Origin of the sequence: Paucihalobacter ruber, assembly GCF_006494535.1 — a bacterium.
Lineage (GTDB): Bacteria > Bacteroidota > Bacteroidia > Flavobacteriales > Flavobacteriaceae > Paucihalobacter > Paucihalobacter ruber.
The window spans coordinates 103,281-120,652 of sequence record NZ_VHIQ01000008.1; the positions used below are offsets into that span (position 1 = coordinate 103,281).

General features: G+C 37.7%; 16 protein-coding genes and 3 tRNA genes. 7 read left to right on the top strand and 12 right to left on the bottom strand.

Features of this window, described 5'->3' with window-relative positions:
* Positions 1-15 precede the first annotated feature (15 nt).
* The 8 genes from fabG to FJ651_RS15085 all read right to left on the bottom strand — a co-directional run bounded on the left by fabG (position 16) and on the right by FJ651_RS15085 (position 7,974).
* Positions 16-762 carry a 3-oxoacyl-[acyl-carrier-protein] reductase gene (gene fabG, locus FJ651_RS15050; protein ID WP_140991563.1) on the bottom strand — a complete coding sequence of 249 codons (747 nt, stop codon included), beginning with the start codon at positions 760-762 and terminating at the stop codon, positions 16-18.
* A gap of 174 nt (positions 763-936) precedes the next feature.
* Positions 937-1,809, bottom strand: a complete 873-nt coding sequence (gene sucD, locus FJ651_RS15055) for a succinate--CoA ligase subunit alpha (RefSeq protein ID WP_140991565.1) — start codon at positions 1,807-1,809, stop codon at positions 937-939.
* A gap of 90 nt (positions 1,810-1,899) precedes the next feature.
* Entirely contained in the window at positions 1,900-2,850 is a 951-nt protein-coding gene (locus FJ651_RS15060) for a UDP-3-O-(3-hydroxymyristoyl)glucosamine N-acyltransferase (RefSeq protein WP_140991566.1), read from the bottom strand.
* Positions 2,850-3,419, bottom strand: coding sequence for an elongation factor P (efp, locus tag FJ651_RS15065; protein WP_140991568.1), 570 nt, complete (start codon positions 3,417-3,419; stop codon positions 2,850-2,852). The genes FJ651_RS15060 and efp overlap by 1 nt, the downstream gene beginning before the upstream one ends.
* Before the next feature lie 59 nt (positions 3,420-3,478).
* The gene (lpxA, locus tag FJ651_RS15070) at positions 3,479-4,264 is read right to left on the bottom strand and encodes an acyl-ACP--UDP-N-acetylglucosamine O-acyltransferase (RefSeq protein WP_140991570.1); all 786 of its coding nucleotides are present in this window, start codon (positions 4,262-4,264) and stop codon (positions 3,479-3,481) included.
* 6 nt (positions 4,265-4,270) lie between these two features.
* A complete protein-coding gene (locus FJ651_RS15075; RefSeq protein WP_140991572.1) occupies positions 4,271-5,677 on the bottom strand; it encodes a bifunctional UDP-3-O-[3-hydroxymyristoyl] N-acetylglucosamine deacetylase/3-hydroxyacyl-ACP dehydratase in 1,407 nt (468 codons plus the stop codon).
* Positions 5,664-6,692, bottom strand: a complete 1,029-nt coding sequence (lpxD, locus tag FJ651_RS15080) for a UDP-3-O-(3-hydroxymyristoyl)glucosamine N-acyltransferase (protein ID WP_140991574.1) — start codon at positions 6,690-6,692, stop codon at positions 5,664-5,666. The genes FJ651_RS15075 and lpxD overlap by 14 nt, the downstream gene beginning before the upstream one ends.
* 52 nt (positions 6,693-6,744) lie before the next feature.
* Positions 6,745-7,974, bottom strand: coding sequence for an HD domain-containing protein (locus tag FJ651_RS15085; RefSeq protein WP_140991576.1), 1,230 nt, complete (start codon positions 7,972-7,974; stop codon positions 6,745-6,747).
* 26 nt (positions 7,975-8,000) lie between these two features.
* Between FJ651_RS15085 and porX the strand changes: the two genes are divergently transcribed.
* The 6 genes from porX to FJ651_RS15110 all read left to right on the top strand — a co-directional run bounded on the left by porX (position 8,001) and on the right by FJ651_RS15110 (position 13,436).
* Positions 8,001-9,560, top strand: a complete 1,560-nt coding sequence (gene porX, locus FJ651_RS15090; RefSeq protein ID WP_140991578.1) for a T9SS response regulator signal transducer PorX — start codon at positions 8,001-8,003, stop codon at positions 9,558-9,560.
* Between the two features lie 368 nt (positions 9,561-9,928).
* Positions 9,929-10,351, top strand: a complete 423-nt coding sequence (gene tsaE, locus FJ651_RS15095; protein ID WP_140991580.1) for a tRNA (adenosine(37)-N6)-threonylcarbamoyltransferase complex ATPase subunit type 1 TsaE — start codon at positions 9,929-9,931, stop codon at positions 10,349-10,351.
* 189 nt (positions 10,352-10,540) lie between these two features.
* Positions 10,541-10,687, top strand: coding sequence for a hypothetical protein (locus FJ651_RS15785; RefSeq protein ID WP_216746164.1), 147 nt, complete (start codon positions 10,541-10,543; stop codon positions 10,685-10,687).
* Between the two features lie 25 nt (positions 10,688-10,712).
* Positions 10,713-11,183 carry a hypothetical protein gene (locus FJ651_RS15100; RefSeq protein ID WP_246085381.1) on the top strand — a complete coding sequence of 157 codons (471 nt, stop codon included), beginning with the start codon at positions 10,713-10,715 and terminating at the stop codon, positions 11,181-11,183.
* A 663-nt stretch (positions 11,184-11,846) separates the two neighbouring features.
* Complete coding sequence (locus tag FJ651_RS15105) at positions 11,847-13,046, top strand: alanine dehydrogenase (RefSeq protein WP_140991582.1); 1,200 nt, start codon at positions 11,847-11,849, stop codon at positions 13,044-13,046.
* A 12-nt stretch (positions 13,047-13,058) separates the two neighbouring features.
* Positions 13,059-13,436, top strand: coding sequence for a DUF4258 domain-containing protein (locus FJ651_RS15110; RefSeq protein WP_140991584.1), 378 nt, complete (start codon positions 13,059-13,061; stop codon positions 13,434-13,436).
* Positions 13,437-13,695: 259 nt separating this feature from the next.
* Here FJ651_RS15110 and FJ651_RS15115 read toward each other — a convergent pair whose 3' ends face one another.
* The 4 genes from FJ651_RS15115 to FJ651_RS15130 form a co-directional block, all read right to left on the bottom strand.
* Positions 13,696-14,694, bottom strand: a complete 999-nt coding sequence (locus FJ651_RS15115; protein ID WP_246085382.1) for a glycoside hydrolase family 26 protein — start codon at positions 14,692-14,694, stop codon at positions 13,696-13,698.
* Positions 14,695-15,337: 643 nt separating this feature from the next.
* A tRNA-Arg gene (locus FJ651_RS15120) sits at positions 15,338-15,411 on the bottom strand.
* Between the two features lie 226 nt (positions 15,412-15,637).
* Positions 15,638-15,712 (bottom strand) — tRNA-Pro (locus FJ651_RS15125).
* A 144-nt stretch (positions 15,713-15,856) separates the two neighbouring features.
* Positions 15,857-15,940 (bottom strand) — tRNA-Ser (locus FJ651_RS15130).
* A 253-nt stretch (positions 15,941-16,193) separates the two neighbouring features.
* Between FJ651_RS15130 and FJ651_RS15135 the strand changes: the two genes are divergently transcribed.
* Complete coding sequence (locus tag FJ651_RS15135) at positions 16,194-17,369, top strand: acetyl-CoA C-acyltransferase (protein ID WP_140991588.1); 1,176 nt, start codon at positions 16,194-16,196, stop codon at positions 17,367-17,369.
* The last annotated feature ends 3 nt before the right edge of the window (positions 17,370-17,372 follow it).

Sequence of the window (17,372 nt, forward strand, 5' to 3'; positions counted from 1 at the left end):
GATACTTTAAGTATGTTAAGTAAGCATACCGCCGTCAACATGTAAGGTTTGACCGGTGACATATGCACTTAAATCGCTGGCTAAAAACACGCAGGCATTGGCGATATCCTCGGGTGTTCCGCCGCGTTTTAAAGGAATGGCATCTCTCCAGCCTTTTACGGTATTTTCGTCTAACTTGGCAGTCATTTCTGTTTCTATAAATCCGGGTGCTATCACGTTACAACGAATGTTACGTGAGCCTAATTCTAACGCCACCGATTTAGAAAAACCAATAATACCGGCTTTTGAAGCAGCGTAATTGGTTTGTCCGGCATTTCCTTTAACTCCAACTACAGAACTCATATTGATGATAGACCCATAACGCTGTTTAAGCATGGTGCGTTGTACAGCTTTGGTCATATTGAAAACCGATTTTAAATTAACTTCAATCACCTTATCGAAGTCTTCTTCGCTCATACGCATCAACAGATTGTCTTTGGTAATACCTGCATTATTGATAAGAATATCGATCGAACCGAACTCAGCAAGTACCTCTTCAGCTAACTGTTGTGAAGCTTCATAATTTGATGCGTCGCTTTTGTAAGCTTTTACTTTAACGCCAAGAGCACTTAATTCTTTTTCTAATGCCAAAGCTGACTCAGCCGAAGAGCTGTATGTAAAAGCAACGTTGGCGCCGTGTTGCGCAAAAATTTCGGCTATTCCTTTGCCTATACCTCTACTGGCTCCGGTGATGATGGCTGTTTTTCCTTGTAGTAATTTCATATAAAAAGATTTAAACTATATTCTTTGTTTTAATTAAAGGTGTTTTCGTTATTTAAATTAGTAAATGTGACGTGTAAAGATAATTAAACCCAAAATGTTAATGAATTAAAAACCTCACAAAATTGCGTTATTTAAAACGACAACCTTGTGAGGTGTATTAACACAACAATTAAATTAACTTAAAACTTCGGCAACTTTTTTACCAATTTCAGCAGGCGAATCAACAACGTGTATTCCGCATTCGCGCATAATTTTTTTCTTGGCCTGTGCAGTATCATCGCTTCCGCCAACAATGGCTCCGGCGTGACCCATGGTACGACCTGCAGGAGCAGTTTCGCCTGCTATAAAACCAATAATTGGTTTCTTACTGCCACTTTGCTTATACCAGTTGGCAGCATCAGCTTCTAACTGTCCACCAATTTCACCAATCATAACAACAGCTTCGGTTTCTGGGTCGTTGATTAACATTTCAACAGCTTCTTTGGTAGTAGTTCCAATAATTGGATCACCACCAATACCAATGGCTGTGGTAATTCCTAATCCTTGTTTTACAACCTGATCGGCTGCTTCATAAGTAAGTGTTCCCGATTTTGAAACAATACCTACATTACCTTTTTTAAATACAAATCCGGGCATGATACCAACTTTCGCCTCTTCGGGAGTAATAACTCCGGGGCAGTTTGGACCAATTAATCGGCAATCTCTGTTTTTTATGTAATCGAATGCCTTAATCATATCCGCCACCGGAATTCCTTCAGTGATGGTAATAATAACTTTAATGCCCGCATCGGCTGCTTCCATAATGGCATCGGCTGCAAAGGCCGGCGGTACAAAAATAATACTGGTATCGGCTCCGGCTTTTTCAACAGCTTCGGCCACGGTATTAAACACCGGTTTATCAAGGTGCATCTGGCCTCCTTTTCCGGGAGTAACGCCGCCAACAACGTTGGTACCGTATTCTATCATTTGTCCGGCGTGAAAAGTACCTTCACTGCCTGTAAATCCTTGTACAATTATTTTTGAATTTTTATTGACTAAAACACTCATCGATGTTATTTTTTAGGTTTTTAAAAACTGATGCAAAAGTAAGTTTTAAGCTTCTATTTTTAAAACTTAAAGTTGACTTTTATCACTAATTTATGATTGTTTATTTCTATTGGATTTTAACTCATCGAGAATCTTTGGAATTTGTCTTATCGACGCTAATTCCTTTAGTTTTACTCTAGATTCATCGGCCGGATAGCCAAAGTAGGTTTTACCACCATCTAAAGATTTACTAATACCCGATTGCGCTAAAATAACTGCCTTTTCACCAATGGTAATACCACTGGTGCTACCCACTTGTCCCCAAATGGTGACCTCATCGCCTATAACAACACAACCTGCTATGCCTGTTTGCGAAGCAATTAAACACTTTTTACCCACAATAGTGTCGTGCCCAATTTGAATTTGATTGTCTAGTTTACTTCCTGCTTTAATAGTGGTACTGGCCGTTACACCACGGTCTATGGTACATAACGCGCCAATATCGACATTATCTTCTATAACCACATTACCGCCTGAAATAAGCGGATCAAAACCTTCTGGACGTTTCTTATAGTAAAAAGCACTGGCGCCTAAAACGGTTCCGGCGTGAATGGTGACATGGCTACCTATAACGGTATCATCGTAAATAATAACGCCGGGATGAATAATACAATTATCTCCAATGATAACGTTGTTACCAATAAAGCAATTAGGCTGAATAATGGTGTTCTTTCCTATTTGAGCACTCTCGGAAATAGCAGAAGTTGCCGGTACAAAAGGTTTAAAGTGCTTGGTTAGTTTATTGAAATCCCTGAACGGATCGTCACTTATCAGTAGGGCTTTGCCTTCGGGACAATCTACTTCTTTGTTAATAAGCACAATAGTTGCTGCGCTTTGCAATGCCTTGTCATAATATTTTGGGTGGTCTACAAACACAATATCACCCGTTTCAACCACATGAATCTCATTCATGCCAAGAACAGGAAAATTAGCATCACCAACGAATTGGGCATCAATAAGGCTTGCTATTTCCTTTAAGGTATAAGGTTTTAGGAACTTCATTATTCCTTAACGCGTTCTTTGTAAGTACCCTTTTCTGTTTCTATTTTTATTTTGTCACCCTCATTTATAAATAAAGGCACATTAACAATAGCTCCTGTTTCTACAGTTGCGGGCTTGGTTGCGTTGGTGGCGGTGTTGCCTTTAACGCCGGGTTCGGTGTGTGTTACTTCTAAAACCACGCTGGCAGGCATTTCCACAGATAAAGGTGAGCCACCATCTTCGGTGTTGATTAATATGGTTACAACCTCACCTTCTTTTAACAGATCTGGAGCGTCTAAGGCCGATCTTTGTAAGGTAATTTGATTATAGTCTTCGGTGTTCATAAAATGAAAGGTATCGCCTTCGCTGTAAAGAAACTGAAATGTGTGTGTCTCTACGCGTACTTCTTCAATTTTATGTCCGGCTGAAAAAGTATTGTCCAAAACCTTTCCTGAGGTAACACTTCTTAATTTGGTTCTAACAAATGCAGGACCTTTTCCGGGTTTTACGTGTAAAAATTCGATAATTTTATAAATATCATGGTTGTATCTAATGCATAATCCGTTTCTGATATCTGAAGTTGTTGCCATAAATATAATTTTTATTTAAAAGTTTAATCAACCGCGGTTGAAGCTTTTGATTTGCAAAGTTAATTTGATTTTTGATAACCCTTCATAATACCGCGATGAGAATTTCGGATGAATTGCAAAATCTCATCGCGTTCGGGTGTGGCTTCCATTTCGGCTTCAATAATTTCGGCTGCCTGGGTATTATTGTAGTTTTTTTGATAAAGAATTCGGTATATATTTTGGATTTCTCTGATTTTATCGGCCGAAAAACCGCGTCTTCTCAATCCAACCGAATTAATTCCAACATAAGAAAGAGGCTCACGCGCCGCCTTTACAAATGGTGGCACATCTTTTCTAACCAAAGATCCGCCAGTTACAAAGGCATGGTTACCGATGGCACAAAACTGGTGTACGGCAGTCATACCAGCTAAAACCACATAATCGCCAACCGTAATATGACCAGCCAAGGTACTATTATTTGAAAATATGCAGTTGTTGCCAACTATGCAATCGTGCGCAATATGGCAATAAGCCATAATTAAGCAATTATTGCCCACTACGGTTTTCATTTTATCGGTAGTACCGCGATTAATCGTAACACATTCGCGAATGGTTACATTATTACCAATTTCTACGGTGGTGTCCTCGTCGTTGTATTTTAGATCTTGTGGTACCGCTGAAATAACTGCACCTGGAAAGATACTGCAATTTTTACCGATGCGAGCGCCCTCCATGATGGTAACGTTACTGCCTATCCATGTACCTTCGCCAATAACAACGTTGTTGTGAATGGTAGTAAACGGTTCTATTACAACATTTTTGGCTATTTTGGCACCTGGATGCACATATGCTAAGGGTTGATTCATCTTAATTTATTTTACTTTTGAAATTTGCGCCATTAATTCGGCTTCTGCACATAATTTACCATTTGCATAGGCATAACCTTGCATGTGGCAAATACCGCGTCGTATAGGCGTAATCAATTCACATTTAAATATTAACGTGTCTCCAGGAACTACTTTTTGCTTGAACTTGACATTATCTATTTTCATAAAAAAAGTTAGATAATTTTCTGGATCAGGCACGGTGCTTAATACCAAAATACCGCCGGTTTGTGCCATGGCTTCAACAATTAATACACCAGGCATCACTGGTGCTCCAGGAAAATGACCTTGGAAAAAACTTTCGTTCATGGTCACGTTTTTCATCCCGATAACATGATGGTCGGACAGCTCAAAAACCTTGTCTAAGAATAAAAATGGCTGTCGGTGCGGCAACATATTCATAATCTGACAAACATCCATCAAGGGTTCTTGATTAATGTCGATATTTGGCACATTGTTGCGACGTTCATTTTTTATAATTTTCGACATCTTTTTTGCGAATTGGGTATTGATATAATGCCCAGGTTTATTGGCAATCACTTTCCCTTGAATGGCTGTACCAATAAGTGCTAAGTCACCAACTACATCTAGTAATTTATGTCGTGCCGCTTCATTTGGATGGTGTAAGGTAAGGTTATCTAAAATTCCGTTAGGTTTTACTGAGATAGAATCCTTATTAAACGCCACTTTTAATTTCTCCATGGTTTCCGGAGATAGCTTTTTATCTACATAAACAATAGCGTTATTTAAATCGCCTCCTTTTATAAGACCGTGTTCCAAAAGCATTTCAAGCTCGTGTAAAAAACTAAAAGTACGGCTGTCTGATATTTCATTTTTAAATTCAGAAATATGATTAAGGGTTGCATTTTGAGTTCCTAATACCTTTGTTCCAAAGTCGACCATCGTGGTGACTTTGTATTCTGTAGACGGCATTACTAAAATCTCACTACCTGATTCTTCGTCGGTATAAGAAATAATGTCTGTTACTACATAAACTTCTCTAACCGCATCTTGTTCTATTATTTCAGCCTTTTCAATAGCTTCCACAAAGAATTTTGATGAGCCATCCATAATTGGTGGTTCGGATGCATTTAATTCAATAATAGCATTATCAACGCCCATTCCAACTAATGCGGCTAAAACATGCTCACATGTTTGGATAGTGACACCATTTTTTTCTAAACAAGTACCGCGTTGTGTATTGGTAACATAATTGGCATCGGCTTCAATTACAGGATTACCTTCTAAATCAATACGTTTAAAAGCAAATCCGCTATGAATTGGCGCAGGCTTAAACGTTAGTTTTACTATATTACCCGTATGAAGTCCAACACCTTCTAAAGAGACTTCATTTTTGATTGTTTTTTGCCTTTGTTCTGTTTTAACTATCGCCATTTTGTTTACTTTGAAGCTGATTGATGTCTTTCATTATTCTAGGTAAATTCTTGAAATGCACGTAAGATTTATTGTAATCGCCATATCCAAAAGCAGGTGAGCCTTGTAATACCTCGTTATCTTTAACATTTCGACCAATGCCAGATTGCGCTTGGATTTTAACATTATTACCAACCGTTATATGACCCGCAAAACCTACTTGACCTCCAATTTGACAATTTTCGCCAATTTTGGTAGAACCGGCAACTCCAGTTTGTGCCGCTATCACAGTGTTTTTACCAATTTCAACATTATGCGCTATTTGTATTTGATTGTCTAGCTTTACGCCTCTTCTTATAATGGTGCTGCCTAGTGTGGCACGATCAATCGTAGTACAGGCTCCAATATCTACATTGTCTTCAATAATTACATTGCCAGTTTGTGGTACTTTTTGATATTCACCATTTTGGTCTGGTGCAAAACCAAAACCATCAGCACCAATAATAGCGCCCGAATTGATTACACAGCTGGCTCCAATAACGCAATCGGAGTAAATTTTAGTACCCGCGAATATAATGGTGTTGGATCCAATGGTTACATTATCGCCGATATAGACATTCGGGAATATTTTAACATTATCGCCAATATTCACCTTGTCGCCTACGTATGAAAAAGCTCCGAGGTAAATATCTTTTCCATAGAGCGCGGTTTCCGCAATAAAACTAGGTTGTTCTATTCCGAATTTATTTAGTTTAATTTGATTGTAATACGATAGTAATTGCGAAAATGCTTTATAAGCATCTTCAACTTTAATAAGGGTTGTTGTAATTGCTTGTTCAGCCACAAAAGCTTTATCTACAATAGTGATTGACGCTTTGGTAGTATATATATAGGACTTGTATTTTGGATTGGCCAAAAAAGTAAGACTTCCCGGAATACCTTCTTCTATTTTGGCAAGTTTAGAAACTTCAACATCGGGATTCCCTTCTATTTCACCTTCTAAAATACCTGCTATTTGTTGTGCTGTGAATTTCACATGTTCATTTTTTAGCGGTTGGTTGATTACTGGCAAAAATAGAAAAAATGTCTCATATACTATTCTTTGGATAAGAGATATAATATTTAACAACAGGTTTAGTGAGCGCTTTGAGATTAAAATGGTCTGAGGCCTTAACAATATCCTGCAACTTACCATTTTTAAACTGAATTAATATTTGTTCTTTTTTTAAGGTGTAAGCCTGATTAGAAATACTGCCATCAAATATAAAATAGGCTGCTTCTTCATTGGTCATTTCATGAGCTTCGGCAAATTTCATTAAATGAGCTTTCAGTTTAGATGGCGCTACAGGTTTTGATTTGATTTTAATAGTGAGCAATCGTCGATTGATGACCATTCGGCAAAGCATTTGTAATACCTTGTCGTCATGAAATTGCCATTGTTTAATGGCGTAAATAATATCATAATCGTCTAAAGCGGCAAATTGCTGTAAAGCTATATCGTTAAATTGATCTAATGAAACGTCGTTTTCAATAAAATACATCAAGGCCTTACCTGCTTCAATTTTGATCTGGTTTTGATAAAGCCACTTAACGCGTTTTAAAATGTTCATCAGTAATTGTTCGGCTAATAAACTGGTTTTGTGTAAATATACCTGCCAATACATCAAACGTCTGGCCAGTAAAAACTTTTCAACGCTGTAAATACCTTTTTCTTCAATAACCAAACGGTCGTCAACCACGTTAAGCATACTAATCAATCGTTCGCTATTAATGTTACCTTCGGCAACGCCTGTGTAGAAACTATCGCGTTTAAGATAATCGGCGCGATCCATATCCAATTGCCCGGAAACCAGCTGACAAAGAAACTTTCGGTGATATTCACCTTTAAAGATGGCAATGGCAGTCGTTAAACTTCCGTTAAACTCCTTATTGAGATATTGCATAAATTTGAGCGAAATTTGCTCATGAGATAAGCCTTTGGCAATACTGTGTTCTAAAGTATGACTAAACGGACCATGGCCAACATCGTGCAACAAAATGGCACACAATAAGGCGTTGGTTTCGTCTTCAGAAATTTCAATCCCTTTTATTTTAAGTGTTTGTATGGCTTTTTGCATTAAATGCATGCTGCCCAAAGCGTGGTGAAAACGCGTGTGATGTGCACCGGGATACACCAAATAAGACAAGCCCATTTGCGAAATACGGCGCAATCTTTGAAAGTAAGGATGTTCAATTAAATTAAAAACTAGCTCATTTGGTATGGTAATAAAACCGTAAATTGGGTCGTTAAATATTTTAAGTTTGTTAGCAGACATCAATCATTAAATTCAATAAACAAATATACATGAACCATATAAATATTCTTTGGGTAGACGACGAAATTGATTTACTTAAACCGCACATCTTATTTTTAGAACAAAAACAATACAAGGTTACCACCTGCCAAAGTGGTACAGAAGCCCTAGAAATTATAGACGACAGCAGTTTTGACATTGTTTTCCTAGATGAAAACATGCCGGGACTTACCGGTCTGGAAACCTTAAACGAAATCAAGGCCAAGCGTCCCAATATTCCGGTGGTAATGATTACCAAAAGTGAAGAAGAATACATTATGGAAGAAGCCATTGGTAACAAAATAGCCGATTACCTTATTAAGCCGGTTAATCCCAATCAAATTTTATTATCGATAAAAAAGAATTTAGACCATTCGCGTTTGGTGAGTGAACGCACCACGTCCAACTATCAGCAGGAATTTAGAAAAATTGCGATGGATATGGCTATGGTGAATAGTTTTGAAGACTGGGCCGAACTTTACCGAAAACTTTTATACTGGGAATTACAGTTAGACGATATTGAAGATGTAGGCATGACCGAAATCTTAGAATCTCAAAAATCTGAAGCCAATACACAGTTTGGTAAGTTTATTGAAAAAAATTACGAAAGCTGGTTTGATTCGCCGGAAGATGCGCCTGTTATGTCTCATACCCTATTTAAAGAGAAAGTGGTGCCCGAGTTGAGTAAAGATCAACCAACGCTATTAGTTGTAGTTGATAATTTGCGTTACGATCAGTGGCAGTCTTTTGAGCCGGTTATCAACAATTATTATAAAAAGTTAACCGAAATACCTTATTACAGTATCTTACCAACCGCTACGCAATATGCGCGTAATGCATTGTTTTCCGGATTAATGCCCTTGGAAATGGAAAAGCTTTTTCCGCAATACTGGAAAAACGATAACGACGAAGGCGGCAAAAACCTATATGAAGCTGAGTTTTTACAAGCCCAGTTAAAACGACTTGGATTACGTGATCTAAAGGTTGAATACCATAAAATCACCAACCTAAAAAACGGTAAAAAAATTGCCGAAACTTTTAAATCTCAAAAAGACAACGATTTAACAGTTATAGTTTACAATTTTGTAGATATGCTCTCCCACTCCAAAACAGAAATGGAAGTGGTAAAAGAATTGGCCTCAAACGATAAAGCCTACAGATCGTTAACTTTAAGTTGGTTTAAGAATTCGCCGTTGCTGGAAATTATCCAACAGGCGCAAACTTTAGGATTTAAATTAATCATCACTACAGATCACGGTACCATCAATGTTAAGAATCCGTCTAAGGTAATTGGAGATCGAGATACCAGTTTAAATTTAAGGTATAAAACAGGCCGAAGCCTCACTTATCAAGATCGCGATGTTATGGCAGTTAAAAATCCAAAAGACATTCACTTACCATCTATGAGTATGAATAGTTCATTTGTATTTGCCAAAGACGATTTATTTTTAGCTTATCCCAATAACTACAATCATTACGTAAGCTATTACCGCAACACCTATCAGCACGGAGGTATCAGTTTAGAAGAAATGGTGATACCTTTTGTGGTGATGCTACCAAGGCAGAAGTAGTGTTGAATTGGTGGTCTAACTTAATGGCTTAAAGCTAATTAAACGGTCTGGTTTGGTAAATAATATAACTTGGAATAACCCACGGTTTAATCCGTTGGTTTTCAACAAAACTATTGTTTTCAGCTTATGATTTAAAATCGAATAACAACTTGAGACTTTAAATTTTCGAAGCAATTTTGTTTAGATTTTATATCCAAAAACAACCTTCTGACAGAAATACGCTTAAACAATTGATAATGTGAATTATGAAAAGTTAAATTATCATATGTTTATCCATAAAACGCACAAATAATCGACGAAATACACTTTTTCTTAGGTTTTGTCAAAAAGATTATGTAATATTGCATGGTAAATCTATCAATGATAGCATGGAACTAACCTACAAATTAGAAGAACTGCCGAAGGCTGTAGATACTGTTTTAAAGCAGTTAAACAGCAAGGTGGTATGTTTTTACGGCGATATGGGTGCCGGTAAAACTACCTTTATCAAAGCTATAGTAAAAGCTTTGGGCAGTAATGATGTGGTTAGTAGTCCTACGTTTTCTCTGGTGAACCCATATGTTACAGAAAAGGACACCATTTATCATTTTGATTTATACCGCGTACAAGATGTAGAAGAATTGTATCAAATAGGCATTGAAGATTATTTAGATAGCGATGCCTGGATTTTGATAGAATGGCCACAAATTATAGCAGATTTGTTACCGGAGACGCATTCAGCATTGTATTTTAGTACTGTAAATAACGATGTACGCAGCCTCAAATTAACCGAAAACTATTGTTTAACCTAAAAATGCACCTATTGCAGTCAAAAAAATGTTAAAATTTTAGCCCGCACACCGCAGAGTATTGCTAAGAACTACGGAAAAACCGTAACGTTTAAGGGGTACACCTCATTTTCTTTAACATTTCATTAACAGTTGAAGCCTGTGTTGAAAGTTATCTTTGAAGTGTAATTAATTAATTAAATCCCTTGAATTATGAAAACAAAAAAGTATGTATTAGCAATTGCAATTTTTGGTGGTGTTCTGTTTACTGCACAAGCATTTGACAAAATTATCAATTTAGATGATCAGCAAACTACGCAAATCGACAAAAGACTCGTTAAGATCAACTCTAACGGATAAAAAACTTAGTAGAAAAGTCATTGTAATGGGGAGTATTGCCGGCACTTTAGTGGCAGCGACTCCCTTTTTGTTTTATTTATATACTTTCGTTCCGAACGAACAGGTTTGGACAACAGGACTTTTTACATACCGAAGTGGTTATTACGAAAGTGCACAGATTGGTGTATGGTCAATAATGGGTAAGTTGGTACCGTTATTATTGCTTTTAATATGGTTTTTTACTTGTAAACATTGGTGGTACCATGCTATTTTAGTGCCAATCGCCATGTATGCCTATCAGCTGGCAGGTGTTATCGCCGATGAATCTCTACATTTCGATGAATTTAAGTTAATATACTTAGTTCCATTAATGGCCATCATCATACCTTCGATTTATTTAATCAGGGCCCAAATGATGGATAAATTAAACGACGCCGGTAAAACGATGGAAGAATTAGAAGCTGAGTTTATGATTAAACCTACCACGTTTTGGGGTAAGGTAAAGCAGTATTTTTAATAATCCAATCTAGCTTTAGTTCACAATAATATTTTAAAATACGCATAGTTCCGGATCAACTCTTCTTTTAAAAACGAGGAAGACTAAAAAGAACTCTACAAAACACAAAGAGATAAAATAGAAACACGTATTGAACTTTGCATTAACCTTAGCGAACCTTTGAGATCTCTTGGTGTATATCTCGCCTAGACGCTAAGACGCAAAAGAAATTGTGAAGATATATTCATGTATTCAAATATAAAAGGCTCTTCGCTTTGCGACTTTGCAACTTTGCGTGGTATATTTAGTTGTTTCTCGCCAAGACGCTAAGACGCAAAAGAAATTGGGAAGATATTTCATGTGTTCAAATGTAAAAAGCCCTTCGCTTTGCGACTTTGCGACTTTGCGTGGTACATTTAGTTGTTTCTCGCTAAGACGCTAAGACGCAAAAGAAATTGTGAAGATATATTCATGTGTTCAAATATAAAAAGCTCTTCGCTTTGCGACTTAGCGACTTTGCGTGGTATATTTAGTTGTTTCTCGCCAAGACGCTAAGACGCAAAGAGCCTAAATCAATTTGCGATCTGTACACGGCATTAAAACAATTCAATCCAACCGATTTTTCATATTACACTTGCGCCATTTAAAATATTATCCGTAATTTGAGTTATCAATTTAACTTAAATGAGCAAATCACTGTCGCCGTTTACCCGTGAGCAATTAATGCCACAAGAAGAAACCTTAGAGGTTTATAATAAAAAAGGCGCACTGTATATTGGCCTTCCAAAAGAAACACACTTTCAGGAAAAAAGGGTTTGCCTTACACCAGATGCGGTGTCAGCACTGGTAGCCAATGGCCATAGAGTCATGATTGAAAGCGGCGCAGGTAATGGCGCACACTTTACCGATAAAGAATATAGCGAAGCCGGTGCAGAAGTCACCAAAGACCGCGATAAGGTGTTCTCCTGCCCTATTATTTTAAAGGTTGAACCGCCGTCGGAAGAAGAAATCTCCTTACTTAATCCGCAAACATTGTTAATTTCTGCTTTGCAATTAAAAACACGCAATAAAAAGTATTTTGAAGCTTTAGCCACCAAACGTGTTACGGCTTTGGCATTCGAATTTATAAAAGACGAAGACGGTGCTTATCCTGCAGTGCGCTCGCTAAGTGAAATTGCTGGAACGGCCTCGGTATTAATTGCTTCAGAATTACTATCGAATATAAACGGTGGTAATGGTTTACTCTTTGGAAATATTAATGGCGTACCACCCATTGAAGTTGTTATTTTAGGTGCAGGCACCGTAGGCGAATTTGCAGCACGGTCTGCATTAGGACTTGGCGCTAATATAAAAGTATTTGACAGTAACATCACTAAATTACGCTGTTTACAAGTTAGTTTAGGAAGAACCATATATACCTCAACCATGCAACCAAAAAGCTTGATGAAAGCTTTAAAACGTTGTGATGTAGCCATTGGTGCTATTAGAGGTAATAACCGCGCACCAGTGGTAGTAACTGAGGACATGGTCAACCACATGAAAGCCGGTTCAGTTATCATAGACGTGAGTATTGATATGGGTGGCTGTTTTGAAACCAGTGAAATTACCACACACGACCATCCTACCTTTGATTATAATGGCATCACGCATTACTGTGTGCCTAATATTCCGGCGCGATATTCAAGAACTGCCTCGGTATCTATCAGCAATATTTTTACGCCGTATTTACTCAATATTTCTGACAATGGCGGGATAGAACCTGCGTTGAGATATGATCGTGGTTTGCGAAATGGTTTGTATTTTTACCACGGCATTTTAACCAGCAAGTCGGTGGCCGAATGGTACGGACTAGACTACAGCGATGCCAATCTGTTAATTTTTTAAGTAACTTAATTTATGAAGTTTATACATCGTTTGGGATATTATCTCGGCGGATTTGCCATTGGATTGGTAATTCTGTCCTTTTTTTTAAGCGGAAAAGAAGCCCGTTGCGATTATTCTCCAAACGCCCGAACTACCAAATACTTATCAGGGTTGCCCAAAAGCTATTCGGATAATGCCGAAGCTTTTATGACTAAACGTGACATAGATACTTCAACCGTTAAGCAACTGATTCGTTATGGTAAGGTAGATTTTGGTAAGAGCGATACCAAGGGAAATCCGTGTAAAACATACCACTTAAATTCTGTTTATAAAGGATCAAAAGTTCAACTCACCGTAGAGAATTGCAATGAAAAAGCACATATTGTAAGTATTGGTGATAGGCCAAAGTGATTTTTAATTTCTTTTACTCAAAGAATCCATTGTTTTGAACGAATGCTACGTAATTTGGCATTAGAAGTACTATTCGTCTTAGAACATATTAATTTGATTAGATTTTTTTTATTAATATGAATTATCGGTAGCACGTATTTTTAAACTACAGTTTAATACAGATTTTCCGGGTTTTATGAGAAGGTTTATTCAGAATGAAGTTCATCAAATTTTAATAGTTTTTTTAAAAATCAGATTAAAGTAAATTCCACCTCTATCATCAGTGTTTTGATAGTTTTTCCCATAATTCATCATAGGCATGCAGGTATCGCGGATGTTCCATTTCTTCTTTCCATTTCTCGGAAACGAATCGGCTCACCTGAATTCGTGAATCAACTTTTTGAAAGGTAGGATTGTTAATCCACATGGGTTGCAAAGCCCAATCGCAGTTGATATAACTGAAGGCTTTTATAACATCTGAATTTTCTTTTATTGTTTGGAAAAAAGGCTCAAACCATTCGGTCCAAATGACTTTATCTAGTTTTTCGTTTTTTAAATCACTATTAAAGTACAAATGATCCATTTCCCTAACGGGCGTGGCTTCAGCAATAAAAACAGGCTTGTTGTGTTTTCTTGCAAAAGTTAGCATTTCTTGGTCTGGCTGTCCGAAGTAAGAATAACCACACCAATCCACCAAATCGTCGCCTGGATACCATTGTTCCAAAACCTTTTGATCAGAACCTGTGCCTTTGGATTGCCAAACCAAAGCTACGTTATCGACTTGCATTGTCTTGAATATGTAATAAATTCTTTTCCAAACTTTTAAATACTGTTTCCTGTTGTAATGGTTCCAGTCCCAACCATCAAATTCGTAACCAATTCTTAAAAAAATGGGACGTTTTGCAGCTATAATCCATTCAGCTAGTTCTTCAATAAGGTGGTCATGTTGGCCTTTGGCGATGTTCTTTTCGTGATTCACAAAAGACAATCCAATGGCAATAGCAGTATTTTTAAAGATTGAATCTTGTAAATAGACATCGGCATGGGTATCTCCTGCACCCCAATTAGCCATGGTTTTAATGCCATCTAATCCTTTGTTATAATATCCGTAAGACTCGTCACCGGGAGACAGATTTGTATAAACCGTAATACCGGCTGGTGTTTTAAAATAATCGGTGTAACCTTTATTATACTGCTTTAAACCTCCAACGGCTTCCAAGTCTTGACCTATAAAAACCAAGCATAGACCATCTTTTGGTTCAAATTTCTGTGCGTTCATGTGTATTGAACAAGTAATTATTAAGGATAAAATATAGGCTTTTATTTTCATAAACTGACAAAATTTGACCTGAAGATTTTATGCAGAAACCTAATATTCAAACTCAATTAAATTAATAATATTATTTTCATCTACTTAATTAGAATCCGAATAATTATTCATGGCTCTATAGTCACCTTTCAGAAATGGACTGGTGTTAAGTCGTTATGTTAATTATTTCGCAGCCAAATTGTAACCCTCAATAAAGGTATTTCAACCAATCTGAGGCCAAAAAACTGTTGTTTTAAATCCCATAATTCAATTTATTACGTTTTAGAGTTCTATTTAACTCACAAGAAACACTTGGTGAAATAAAAAAGGAGCCCGTTTAGAAATTGGCCCCTATGTTTTATTTTTTTTTGTTTTTCACTTTCTTTAGAATGAGTCAACTTAAACTTCTTAGTAGAGCTGAAATTCACAGAAAACCAAACTTCAGCTCATTTATATAATCAGCCCGGATATAACAGTTTTCAAAAACCACTTGGGATAAATGGTCTTGGATTGAACATCATGTGCAAAAAAACACACAAAATGCACTAATAAACAGCCAACATGTATTTCTAGAAAAACGAAAAAAGCCTCTGATTATGAGGCTTTTTATTCGTGATCGCGACAGGATTCGAACCTGTGACCGTCTGCTTAGAAGGCAGATGCTCTATCCAACTGAGCTACGCGACCAGATTGAGTTTTTTAAACTCTTTTTTTAATCAATAGTCTATAGACTATATGTTTTCTTTGTCGGGGTGGCAGGATTACTACCATGATCCTTTAAAGCAATCGTTGCTAAAAAAAATCAAACACCTACCGGTGTTCTTGTGTTTAATTTATCTCATTTATAAAAGTAAAAACTTTCAACATGAGATAAATTAAACACTATAGTCTAACGACTATTTGATTTTCTTTGTCGGGGTGGCAGGATTCGAACCTGCGACCTCCTGCTCCCAAAGCAGGCGCGATAACCGGGCTACGCTACACCCCGAGTTTTTAAAGTTTCTCGGAAACTTTTACTAAGTCTATCTATCCTTTATTGCGACCTTCACGCCTGAGGCGTGACGCGATTACCGGGCGGAGTTTATCCCAAACGTAGTTCGGGACTACACCCCGAAGGTGTTTATAAACTTTGCGGAGAGACTGGGACTCGAACCCAGGCGACCCTTACGAGCCGACAGATTAGCAATCTGCTCCATTACCACTCTGGCACCTCTCCTATTTCAATTGAACGTTTCGCATTTTTGCGGTTGCAAATGTAACTTTTTCATTCCATTATTGAAAAGTATTTTATATTTTTTTTGATTATTGTTTTTACAACCCTTTCTCGAATTCATCATATAAATTCTTAATTCTTTAAAATCAAAGCCACATCCATTTTTTAAGAAGTTATTTATTCAAATGAAACACCACCAAGTTCTTTTAAAAAATGAAAAATGATTAATTTTGTGCTCAATTATTAAAACTCATCAATGAAAACTGTTGTTATTGTATCTGCTGTTAGAACACCTATAGGGAGTTTCCTGGGTTCGTTATCCACCATACCTGCTCCAAAGCTTGGCGCCATTGCCATAAAAGGGGCACTCGATAAAATAAACCTTAAACCCGAACTGGTAGATGAGGTTTTAATGGGTAACGTGGTACAGGCAGGCGTGGGTCAGGCTCCGGCCAGGCAAGCGGCTATTTATGCCGGTATTCCTAATACGGTACCTTGCACAACTGTTAACAAGGTTTGTGCCTCAGGAATGAAAGCCGTGATGCAAGGCGCTCAGGCTATTGCTCTTGGTGATGCCAATATTGTAGTAGCCGGTGGTATGGAAAACATGAGTTTAATTCCGCATTATGTGCACATGCGTAACGGACAAAAATTTGGGCCGACAACGCTGGTAGATGGTATGCAAAAAGACGGACTGGTAGATGCCTACGACCATAATGCTATGGGTGTTTGTGCCGATGCCTGTGCCACCGAATACAAATTTTCGCGCGAAGATCAAGATGCCTTCGCTGTTCAATCTTATCACCGTTCGGCCGAAGCCTGGGAAAGCGGAAAGTTTGATAACGAAGTGGTGCCTGTAGAAGTTCCTCAACGTAAAGGAGACCCTAAAGTGGTTGCAATGGATGAAGAGTATAATAATGTGAATATCGATAAAATTCCTAGTCTTAGACCGGCATTCACCAAAGACGGTACCGTAACTGCTGCTAACGCCTCCACTATCAACGATGGCGCTGCCGCCTTAGTGTTAATGAGTGAAGAAAAAGCCAAGGAACTAGGATTAAAACCACTGGCCACAATTAAATCTTTCGCAGATGCCGCTCAAGAGCCCGAATGGTTTACTACTGCGCCGGCAAAGGCCTTGCCCAAGGCTTTAAAAAAGGCCAACATCAATATTGAAGATGTAGATTACTTTGAGTTTAACGAGGCTTTTTCGGTAGTGGGTTTAGCAAATATGAAAATTTTAGGCTTGACTGATACAAAGGTTAATGTTAATGGTGGTGCCGTTTCACTTGGTCACCCATTAGGTTGTTCTGGTGCGCGTATTATTGTAACGCTCATAAATGTTTTACAGCAAAATAATGCCAAATTAGGAGCAGCAGCTATTTGTAATGGTGGCGGAGGTGCTTCGGCCATAGTTATTGAGCGTAACTAATCT